We start from the raw sequence: 10,231 nt of genomic DNA, 5'->3' as shown, positions 1-10,231 counted from the left end.
CCGCCTGCGGCTGGCTACATGATCCGTAACCCCAACTATCCCACTAGCAGCCGACCCAAACCCGACAGGCTGCTAGATCCTCCGTGACAATGTTGCCGCTCGCGCCTGGTGCGAAGGGGCAGCCGCCCACTCCAGCAAGAGCGGAGTCGAAACAGCGAATGCCCTGCTCAAGCCCGGCGAGTGCGTTCGCCAAGCCGAGGCCCATCGTGTCGTGTAGATGCAGTCCAATGAGGCGCGGTCCAGCCTCGTTTTGAACCGCACGTACAAGAGAGGTGACCAAGGCCGGATGCCCATAGCCTACGGTATCTGCCAACACCAAATCGTCCACGCCAGCCTCAAGCAAGGCCGTTGTCACATGGAGCACCTGTGCGGCCGGAATGACGCCGTCGATTGAGCATCCGAATGCCGTGGCGCAACCAGCGCGGATATGCAAAGGCCGCGTCTGTGCCCGGCTCCATTCCACGATCTTACGCACCTCCCCCACCTGCTCCCAAGGTGTTTTATTCACGTTAGCCCGGCTATGTCCCTCGCTCACTGAAACTGGAATGTCGATCTCCTGCGCGCCAGCCTCGTAGGCGGCCTGGGCACTTCGTAGGTTCGGGACAAGCACGGAGACGCGCGGTCCGGACAGGCCACGAGCGGCCGCTACGATCTCGCCAGTGTCAGCCATTTGCGGCACGAGCTTCGGCGATACGAAACTGCCAACCTCGATCTCCCCGATGCCTGCTGATACTAAGTCGATGATCCAACGGATCTTTGCCTCGGTTCTCATGATGGAACCCGCCATCTGCAGGCCATCGCGTGGGCCGACTTCGCGGATGGTTACGCTCTCGCCCCTATTGTTGTCTCCTCCCTCTCATATCCAGGTCCTATCAGGTTCATCCCGGCCTGTCCCGTGGAACACGTTGACAATTTCTGAAAACGGTTCACCATCCGCGCAACGAAAATCCAGGGGAAACAAATGTACCGTAAGGCAACGGCGCGCGTCGGCATCGACGTCGGCGGCACATTCACTGACGTCGTCCTGGTTACCGCGGAGGGCGAGGTTCATACCGCGAAGGTTCCGACCACACCGGCCGACCGAGTCATAGGCGCAGTAGCGGGTTTCCGACGTATCCTCGAGATTTCGGGACTGCCAGCCTCAAGCGTCGGGTTCATCGGACATGGTTCCACGATGGCGACGAACATGGTCGTCGAGGGCACTGGCGCGCCCTCCGCACTCGTCACGACGCGCGGATTTCGTGATATCCTGGAGCTGCGCCGGATTGCGCGGCACGACCGCGCCGATCTGTACGATCTTTCCTTTAGCAATCCAAAGCCCCTAGTCCCGCGTCGCCACCGCTTCGAGGTTACGGAGCGCCTAAATCACCGAGGTGAAGTTATGCTTCCTCTCGACATGGCAGATCTAGAGAAGGTCGCGGAGGAGATCGCCACCAGTGGTGTTCAAGCCGTCGCGATCTGTTTCCTCCACTCGTTCCTTAATCCCGAGCATGAGCGTGCCGCAGCCGCGCTGTTGTCAGCGCGTCTACCCAATTGCTTCGTCACGGCCTCGCACGAGATCAACCCCGAGATGGGGGAGTACGAGCGTACGAGCAGCACGGTGATGAATGCCATGCTTGGTCCCGTCTGCGCACGATATATCCGGAATCTCGGGGGCGGCTTCGCCGACGCAGGTTTCAACGGCGAGCTGCTCTTCATGACTTCAAACGGCGGTCTCGCCCATGCGGATCTCGTTGCCGCACGCCCGGTCCTGTTGCTGGAATCAGGTCCTGCGGGCGGGGTCAGTGCGGCGTTGCGAGTGTGTGAGCGCATTGGTTCGCCGGATCTCATCCTCGGCGACATGGGGGGCACCACCTTCGACGTCTCACTCGTGCGTGGCGCGAGACCCGAACTGCGAACATCGAGCCTTCTGCACAGCTACACCGTTCGTGCACCCTCCATTGACATCGATTCCATCGGAGCGGGCGGCGGCTCTATTGCATGGATCGACGCCGGCGGCGGAGTGCGCATCGGGCCACAGAGCGCCGGGGCAGATCCGGGGCCCGCATGCTACGGCCGTGGGGGCGCCCGCCCCACAGTTACCGACTGCAACCTTGTTCTCGGCTACCTAGATCCGGAAACCTTCCTCGAAGGATCGTTCCGTCTCGACCTCGAAGCAGCACGGGAGGCCATCCGCGTCCACTTGGCCGAGCCTCTCGGCATCGGTATCCCAGAGGCTGCAGGCACTGTGCGAGCGGTGGCTAACGCGCTGATGGCACAGGCTATGCGGCTGATGACTGTGGAGCGTGGCCACGATCCGCGTGAGTTTACCTATCTCTGCTGCGGCGGAGCCGGCCCCGTCCATGCTATCGATCTCGCCCGCGAACTCGAGATGCGCCGGGTAGTGGTGCCGCCGGCGCCGGGTCTGTTCAGCGCTGTTGGCATGGTAGTGGCAGATCGCCAAGTTGACCGCCAAGCTGCGCTTGAGCGTGAGTTGTCCGGCCTCGCCGAGAGCGAGATCGAGCAGGGCTTCAAGGAGCTTGAAGCTGACACGCGCAAGGTTCTGCTAGCGGGTGGCGCCGAGGGAGTTGATGCGGTGCTGCAGCGGCGCCTCGACTGCCGTTATGCTGGCCAACCGGATTCAATCTCGTTTGAGTTTCCAGACCAGGGATATGCCGCCATCCGCGCCGCCTTTGAGGGCGCACACCGGCGGCTATGGAACTTCGACAAGCCTGACCAGCCGGTGATCGTGAACAACCTGCGCGTTGAGGGCCGTGCGCCAACCGGCTGGCGAGGTGATCTCCGGCTAGCCCCCTCCGGCTCCGCGCCTGAGCCGTGGCGGGAGCGCGCCGTATTCGCCCAGGACGGGTACCGCAGACTACCAGTCTACCGCAGAAGCGACTTGCCCGTCGGCACCGTGTTGCCAGGCCCGATCGTGATCGAGGAACAGAGCAGCAGCATTCTGCTCGGCGAGAACGATACCGCGCGCGTGGACGACGCGCTCAACCTCTTGATCGACCTTTGAGGATCATCCCATGGACATCGTGACCTACGAGATCCTCCGCAACGGCCTCTACGCCGCAGCGCGGGAGATGAAGATTGCCATGATGCGCACCGCCGGCAGCCCGATCGTGCATTCCGGCGGTGACGCCTCCGCCGCAGTCTTCGACTCCGAGATGCAACTCGTAGCGCAAGGCAACGATATCCCGACCATGCTCGGCTCGGCCGTGATCTCCACCAAGGCTTCGGTCGAGGCCATCGGGCGCGACCGACTTCGCCCTGGTGACGTCATCATCAGCAACGATGTCTATCTCGGCGGCGGAAACCACCAGCCCGACGTGCAGTTCACCCGGCCGGTCTTCGTGGACGGCGACATCATCGCTTTCGTTATGACCCGCGGCCACTGGACCGATATCGGTGGTCAAGCACCAGGGTCATACACCGCCATGACCTGGGATATCTTCGCCGAAGGCGTGCGCATCCCGCCCGTGCTGCTCTATCGGGAAGATCGGCCGGTCGAGGACGTGATGACGCTGGTCGTGCAGAACACGCGTGATCCGTCGGTCCGGCTGCTCGACATCCAGGCGCAGTACGCCGGCTGCTTCGTGGGCGACCGCCGCATCGCGGCCATGGCCCGTAAGCACGGCGTGCAGGCTCTGCGGGACGCTATGACGCGCGCTCTAGATCATTCCGAGCAACTGATGCGGGCGGCTATCCGTGCCATCCCGGACGGTGTCTACGAGGCTGAGGATAGGGTAGAGCCCGTCGCTGGTCCCGCAGGCTGGCCGACTGCCGAGATCCCCATCAAGGTAAAGGTCACCAAATCAGGTGATTCCATTCACTTCGACTATGCCGGAACAGGGCCACAGACCCGTGGCGGCATCAACTGCCCCTTCTCTGTTACATGCAACAGTACGTGGTTTACGGTCAAGGCAATCACCGACGTCTCCATTCCGATCAACCAGGGCTGCTATCGCCCAGTCTCCATAGACGCTCCCCAGGGTAGCTTGGTGAACTGCGCCTTCCCCGCCTCGGTCGTGGCGGGCAATACCGAGACCTCGCCGCGGCTGATCGACTTGTTGTTGCGTGCCCTCGCGCCCGCCGTGCCAGAGCGGGTGGTCGGACAGAGCAACTGCGGAGCGTTCTCGGGAATCTTTGGAGGCGCAGATCCCGATGCTGTGCGTGTGCGGCGAACCGGACGCTCCTTCGTTGGTATGATTGATCCACATGCCGGCGGTATGGGTGCGCGAGCCGACAAGGACGGCGTGAACGGTATTCGCGTCTATGTCGGCAACGCCGGCAGCACCGCCGTCGAACTGATTGAGCAAACCTCGCCTCTGACCGTCGAGGAGTGGGCTTTGGTCCCGGATACCGGAGGAGCCGGCGAGTTTCGGGGAGGGCTGACGTCCCGACGCCTCTATCGCGTCGAGTATGAAGAGGCGACCTTCACGGCCTGCGGTGAACGCGGGATCCATCCACCACTTGGACAGTTTGGCGGCGCGCCAGGCAGTACCTTTGCCTGCGAGATTCGGCGCGGCAGTGGTGATCCTGTCAGGATTCCCGCCAAGGCGGGGCACGAGATCGTCCATCGTGGCGACCGTGTGCTGATGCAGCCGGCTGGCAGCGGTGGCTATGGTGATCCGCGGCGCCGCGAGCGTCAGGCCATTTTGGACGACCTGCGCGACGGCTACGTGACGCCTCTGGCGCTCGAGAGGGACTACGGCCTCGCCTCAACTGAGGCCCAGTCCCTGCTGCGGGAGGCGGATCTTGCCTGAGCAGTCGCCCCTTCCGCTCGACGGCCTGTTCGTGGTTGAGATCGGCCACAGCCTTGCCGGACCCTTCGCGGGTATGGTGCTCGCTGATCTCGGCGCAACCGTACTCAAGGTGGAGAACGCAGGAAAAGGCGACCACGCCCGCGACTGGGGCCCTCCCTTTGCCGACGGCGCAGCCGTGCTGTTCAACGCCGTCAACCGCGGCAAGCGCAGCCTCTGCGCCGACTTGCGTGACCAGGAGACCGCTGTGGCGTTGCGGCGGCTCATCCTGGATCGTGCCGACGTCGTCTTGCAGAACCTGCGCTTCGGCACACTGGACAGAATTGGGCTGGGTGGCGCTGGGTTGACGGAGGCCAAGTCTTCCCTCGTCTACTGCAATGTCGGCGCTTTTGGCCGCACGGGGCCACAGCGCGACGCGCCAGGCTACGATCCACTGGTGCAAGCCGCAAGCGGGCTGATGAGCATGCTGGGGCATCCCGGTGAGCCGGTGAGTCGAGTCCCTATCGCGATCAACGACATCGGCACCGGGATCTGGGCGGCGCTCGGCATCCTCGCCGCGCTGCTGCGTCGTAAGGAGACGGGGCGCGGTGGCATAGTGGATGTTTCCCTCTATGAGACCGCGCTGACGTGGCTCACAATTCCGGCCTCGGACTACTTGGCGAGTGGCGTACTGCCTGAGCGGCTCGGCTCGGGCGTCGGTAATATCGTGCCGCACCAGGCCTTTGAGTGCTCCGATGGACCGCTGATGATCGCCGCCGGTAACGATCACCTCTTCCGGCAGCTCTGTCATGTTCTGGAACTCGACGCCTTGGCGGCCGATGCTCGCTTCGCCACCAATGGCGCCCGGGTCGCCAACCGCGTGACGCTGATCGTGCTGCTCTCGGAAGCCATGCGTGGCCGAAGGGTCACGGAACTAGCAGGGGCCCTCGAGAAGGCCGGAGTGCCGTGCGGCCCCGTCAACACACTAGCCACTGCCCTGGAGCATCCTCAAACCGCTGCACTGGGCATGGTGGGCACCCTGCCGGGAAACGGTGTCCGCACTGTTGCGCTGCCGCTCTCCCTCGATGGCCGCCGCCCGCCGCTCGCCGGCCCCGCGCCGAAACTGGGAGAGCACCAGGGGATGCTGTCCCGCGCTGCTCCCGTCCCGAACAAGGAAGACGCAACATGAGGCTCGCTGCCCTCGATAAGTCCTTGGATACCCTGCTCCTGACGGAGCCCGACGAAGGGCTGCTGCTGATCACGCTCAACCGACCCGAGCGCGCCAATGCCATGAACACGGCGATGGGTGAGGAACTGATCGCAACCTTCTCGGCGCTCGAGGCCGCGCCTGACGCCTACCGCTGCGTCGTGCTGACCGGTGCCGGCGACCGCGCCTTCTGCGCTGGCGCGGACCTCAAGGAACGGGATGGCATGAGCGATGCAGCGTTCGCCAGCCAGCACTACATGTTCGAGCGGATGATGCGTGCGCTGCTCTCCTGCCCACCGCCGCTACTGGGGGCGGTGAATGGCGCAGCCTACGCGGGTGGGCTGGAAATCGCGCTATCCTGCGACTTCTGCTTCGCCTCGCAGGCGGCCCGCTTCGCCCTGACAGAAGTGACGCGGGGAATTATGCCAGGTGGAGGCGGGACGCAGCACCTGCCGCGGGCGATCGGCGCGCGCCGTGCCAAGGAAGCCATCTTCACTGGCGAGCCCTTCACCGCTGAACAGGCGCTGGCCTGGGGCGTCGTTAACCGGCTTTGTCCCCCGGGACACGTAGTGGAGGAGATGCTTGCAACCGCCAGCCGCATCTGCTCGAACGCGCCAATCTCCGTCCGGCAGGCGAAAAAGTCCATCGACAACGGGCTTCAAGCCGATCTCAGGACCGGCATGCTCTTCGAGATTGAAGCCTACTATCAGCTTATTCCGACGGAAGATCGACGCGAAGGCATCGCCGCCTACAACGAGCGACGCCCGCCCCGGTTCAAAGGCCGCTGAGCGGAAACCCGAAGCGTCCTCGAACGAAATCAACAGGGAGAACGACCATGAATGCTTTACATGAGGGATTGAGTCCGCCACGGCGGACCCTCCTCCGGGCGGCGGCATTGGCGGCCCTGGCACCGCTCGCTCGCCCGTCCTTGGCGCAGGGTACCTGGCGCCCGTCGCGGCCGGTGCGTGTGCTGGTGCCCTTCCCTCCGGGTGGCGCTACCGATATGTTGGCGCGACTGATCGCGCAGAAGCTTGGCGACAAGCTTGGTCAGCCGCTGGTCATTGAGAATCGCCCTGGCGGCAATGGGGTCGTCGCGACCCAGGCGATGCTGACCTCGCCGCAGGATGGGCACACCATCATGCTCGCGACCGCCGACACCCACACGGTGTTGCCGGCCGCAAATCCAAACCTGCCTTACGCAACGAGCCAGTTCGTGCCGATCGCAGGTGTTGCGAGCGTCGTTTTCTCACTCGTCGCGCGACCAAAGCTGCCGATCACGAACCTCGCCCAGTTGATCGAGCTCGCAAAGCGTTCCCGGCCACCGCTGACCTACGCCTCTTACGGCGTGGCGAGCGCCTCTCACGCAGCGGGGGAGATGTTCAAGCTCGCGACCGGAGTTGATATGGTTCACGTGCCATACCAAGGGGCTGGACCGGGCTTGCTGGCGGTCACCGCGGAGCAGGTAGACACGATGATGGTGCCGGTCGCCGTGGCTAACCCGCAGCGCGCGCGCATCCGTATGTTGGGCGTGGCGAGCAGTGTGCGCTTCCCGCTTGTGCCGGATGTGCCGACCCTTGAAGAACAAGGGGTACCCATGGTAGCCGATGCCTGGATCGGACTGCTGGCCGCACCCGGTACCCCGCCTGCCATCGCCGAGGCCCTCTACGGCGCGGTAGCGGAAATTCTAGCCTCACCTGAATTCGCGAGTACGCTAACCACCAACGGCTTCACCACCCTCGGCTATGGCCCGGAACGCTTCAGCGAGTTCTTGCGCAGTGAGAATGCCCGCTGGGGCGAAGTGGTCCGTGCGGCGCATATCACCACAGAGGGATAGTCCGTCCTCTTCTGATCGCCCATGCGCTCTTCTTAGCAAGAGGTGATACTCAGGCCGACGCCGCCAGCGAGAGAAGCGTCGGACTGTCCGATCTGCTACAGTCATGCCGATGGCAATGACGCGACGAGATCAAAAGGTATGACAACCCGCCGGGATACCGGATCGCCAAACTCGGTGCCGACGATACGCGATGTAGCCCGTGCCGCTGGCGTATCGATCGGCACCGTTTCGCGGGTCATCAATGCTACGGTGAATGTCAGCCCTACGTTGCGAGACCGGGTTGAAGCCGCAATCGGGCAGCTCGGCTTTATCCCGGATACCGCAGCGAGCAGTCTGCGTGGTCGTTCCACAAGAAGCTTTGCCTGCGTCGTTCGCGATCTGACAGTGCCAGTCCTGGCGCAATTTGCCGATGCCATGCAGCGCGAATTGGATGCAAAGGGCTGCGGGCTTTTTGTGGCTTCGTCCTATCACGCCTTCGCACGCGAGCGCGACCTACTACGCACCTTCGAGCAGCGGCGGGTTGATGGATTAGTTATTGCCACCTCGTCTGAGCGCAGCCCCCACCTGCTCAGTCTGCTCCGTCGAAGCCGCGTGCCGATCGCATTACTGGACCGCTCCGCGCCCGCTGGCTTCGATGCTGTGCTGGTGGACCATGCTTCCGGCGCGCAAGCTGCAGTCGAGCATCTCCTAGAGATTGGCCATCGGCAGATTGCATTCATTTCCGGGGAGGCGTCGCTACGGCCAACCCGTGAGCGTTTGCGAGGCTTCGAAACAGCTCATCATCTTCACGGCATTGAACCAAATCCCCAATTTAGCCGCTTTGGTAATTTCGCGACTGACTATGGCTTCAGCGCGGCAATTGACATCCTGGCTCAACGTGATCGCCCAACGGCGCTCTTTGCCGCAGGGACGGCGCTCTTACCGGGTGTTCTTCGAGCAGCGCGGCACCTTGGCCTTCGCATTCCGCGTGATCTATCTATTGTGGCAGGGGCTGATAGCGAACTGGCGGAGTTTCACGCCCCTTCTATTTCGGTGGTGCGCTGGGATCACGGGGAACTCGGCGCTTCCGCTGCTCGGTTTCTGCTCAGACGTGTCTCCGCACCGGAGTTGCTGCCCCAGAATGCCGAAGCTCGTACAACTTTTCTCGCCAGGGAGTCCTGCGTTTCACCCCGCTCCTAAGATACAAGCATGACTATCTTCAGGAGCAGCACACCTGCGACGCAGAAAGCCGAATGAAGACGGTGGACGCCCAGTGCGCACCTGTCGTCAGATCCGGGAACTGATTTTTCAGGTCCGCCGTTCTGTCGCAGCAAAGCACGCCTGCATGCTTCTTCATTGAAGGTTTCGTTTCCAGCCTGTACCATCGTGAGCGAGCTCTCAGTCTGAGCCAATAAAGCTGAACTCTGCGGCTTTGCTCCGGCCAAGCTGGAGTTCGCCTGCGCAGCTACTGTATTTGGTCCCCTGTGTGGGAAGCGCATGCCGCTAAAGCGGGGAGGGAAATACAATGCAAACGCTGTACGCGCGCGATCTGATGGCGACAAAGGTGACGAAAATTCCGCCAGAGACTCCTGTTGCCGCTGTGGCAAGGATGTTCGCGGCCAAGGGCATATCAACTGCGGCAGTTACCACGCCTTCCGGCGGGTTACTGGGCATCATCACAGAGTCGGACTTGATCCGTCGCCTGGCCAATGAGGATAAGCAGCCGCGCCATGGATGGCTGGCACGCATGTTCATGGATAATCGGCAGGAGGCACAGCTTTATATCCGGAGTCATGGTGCAACGGCCGGTGCGATGATGAGTACGCAGGTGATCACCGTGTCACCGGGGGAAACCGCATTTCATGTCGCCCGCCTCATGGAGGAACACAGGATCCGCCGGGTGTTGGTGGTAGAGAACGAAGATATTGTTGGGATCGTTAGCCGGTCTGATTTGATCCGCGCCCTAGTCATGGCACAACCGTCAGCAGCAGATGACCAGTCGGATGAAGCTATTCGCCAGGCCGTCATGGAAGCCATGCAGCGCGAGGCATGGGCCGATACAACATACACGGCTGTGAACGTGCGCAACGGCACCGTCGAGTTTCATGGCTTTAGGCGCTCCACGATGGAGAGCCAAGCCTTGCGTGTTCTGGCGCAGAACATTCCAGGCGTGAGGCACATCGAGGACAACACACGTTCCCTACCCGGCTACTTCGCGGGCTGAAGTAATCCACCGACACTTCGAACATTATGCCTGCCGATGCTAGCCACAATCCGGCCCTTAAGAATGTTCCGCTGGAATGGCGTCCTCTAAGCACGCTTCGTACGAGGCGTGTGGCCAAGTGGCATCGTGGTCGCTGGTTAAGCGGGGATGGGCCGGGCAAAAGCAGCGAGAGGGCCGCTGCGTCACTCGTATCCGGCGGGACTTATACCAACTCCCGATGGTCGTGACTCACGACGGGGGCTTCCCCGACACGGGGG

At 62.7% G+C, this 10,231-nt stretch carries 8 protein-coding genes; 7 read left to right on the top strand and 1 reads right to left on the bottom strand.

Annotated elements, in window-relative coordinates:
- Nucleotides 1–43: 43 nt before the first annotated feature.
- Nucleotides 44–820, bottom strand: coding sequence for a hydroxymethylglutaryl-CoA lyase (locus tag D2K64_RS21990; protein ID WP_274379326.1), 777 nt, complete (start codon nucleotides 818–820; stop codon nucleotides 44–46).
- Between the two features lie 141 nt (nucleotides 821–961).
- Between D2K64_RS21990 and D2K64_RS21985 the strand changes: the two genes are divergently transcribed.
- The 7 genes from D2K64_RS21985 to D2K64_RS21955 all read left to right on the top strand — a co-directional run bounded on the left by D2K64_RS21985 (nucleotide 962) and on the right by D2K64_RS21955 (nucleotide 9,974).
- Nucleotides 962–3,004, top strand: coding sequence for a hydantoinase/oxoprolinase family protein (locus D2K64_RS21985; RefSeq protein WP_120010514.1), 2,043 nt, complete (start codon nucleotides 962–964; stop codon nucleotides 3,002–3,004).
- A gap of 10 nt (nucleotides 3,005–3,014) precedes the next feature.
- Nucleotides 3,015–4,754 (top strand): hydantoinase B/oxoprolinase family protein, encoded by a 1,740-nt coding sequence (locus D2K64_RS21980; protein WP_120010513.1) that lies wholly within the window; start codon nucleotides 3,015–3,017, stop codon nucleotides 4,752–4,754.
- A complete protein-coding gene (locus tag D2K64_RS21975) occupies nucleotides 4,747–5,919 on the top strand; it encodes a CaiB/BaiF CoA transferase family protein (protein WP_202910791.1) in 1,173 nt (390 codons plus the stop codon). The genes D2K64_RS21980 and D2K64_RS21975 overlap by 8 nt, the downstream gene beginning before the upstream one ends.
- Nucleotides 5,916–6,725: an enoyl-CoA hydratase-related protein gene (locus D2K64_RS21970; protein ID WP_120010510.1), complete on the top strand. Its 810-nt coding sequence runs from the start codon at nucleotides 5,916–5,918 to the stop codon at nucleotides 6,723–6,725. Before D2K64_RS21975 ends, D2K64_RS21970 begins: the two co-directional genes overlap by 4 nt.
- A 215-nt stretch (nucleotides 6,726–6,940) precedes the next feature.
- Nucleotides 6,941–7,771 (top strand): tripartite tricarboxylate transporter substrate binding protein, encoded by an 831-nt coding sequence (locus D2K64_RS21965; protein ID WP_157986030.1) that lies wholly within the window; start codon nucleotides 6,941–6,943, stop codon nucleotides 7,769–7,771.
- A 138-nt stretch (nucleotides 7,772–7,909) separates the two neighbouring features.
- Nucleotides 7,910–8,950 (top strand): LacI family DNA-binding transcriptional regulator, encoded by a 1,041-nt coding sequence (locus D2K64_RS21960; protein ID WP_120010507.1) that lies wholly within the window; start codon nucleotides 7,910–7,912, stop codon nucleotides 8,948–8,950.
- Between the two features lie 325 nt (nucleotides 8,951–9,275).
- Nucleotides 9,276–9,974, top strand: coding sequence for a CBS domain-containing protein (locus D2K64_RS21955; protein WP_120010506.1), 699 nt, complete (start codon nucleotides 9,276–9,278; stop codon nucleotides 9,972–9,974).
- Nucleotides 9,975–10,231 lie beyond the last annotated feature (257 nt).

Source organism: Teichococcus vastitatis (assembly GCF_003604215.1).
Lineage (GTDB): Bacteria > Pseudomonadota > Alphaproteobacteria > Acetobacterales > Acetobacteraceae > Pseudoroseomonas > Pseudoroseomonas vastitatis.
The sequence above is the reverse complement of the archived record's forward strand: the minus strand, read 5'-3'. Positions and strand labels throughout refer to the sequence as shown.

What these genes read in the sequence shown, in the direction of transcription:
- D2K64_RS21985 (WP_120010514.1), top strand. Translation starts at nt 962, where the DNA reads ATGTACCGTAAGGCAACGGCGCGCGTCGGCATCGACGTCGGCGGCACA.
- D2K64_RS21980 (WP_120010513.1), top strand. Translation starts at nt 3,015, where the DNA reads ATGGACATCGTGACCTACGAGATCCTCCGCAACGGCCTCTACGCCGCA.
- D2K64_RS21970 (WP_120010510.1), top strand. Translation starts at nt 5,916, where the DNA reads ATGAGGCTCGCTGCCCTCGATAAGTCCTTGGATACCCTGCTCCTGACG.
- D2K64_RS21965 (WP_157986030.1), top strand. Translation starts at nt 6,941, where the DNA reads ATGTTGGCGCGACTGATCGCGCAGAAGCTTGGCGACAAGCTTGGTCAG.
- D2K64_RS21960 (WP_120010507.1), top strand. Translation starts at nt 7,910, where the DNA reads ATGACAACCCGCCGGGATACCGGATCGCCAAACTCGGTGCCGACGATA.
- D2K64_RS21955 (WP_120010506.1), top strand. Translation starts at nt 9,276, where the DNA reads ATGCAAACGCTGTACGCGCGCGATCTGATGGCGACAAAGGTGACGAAA.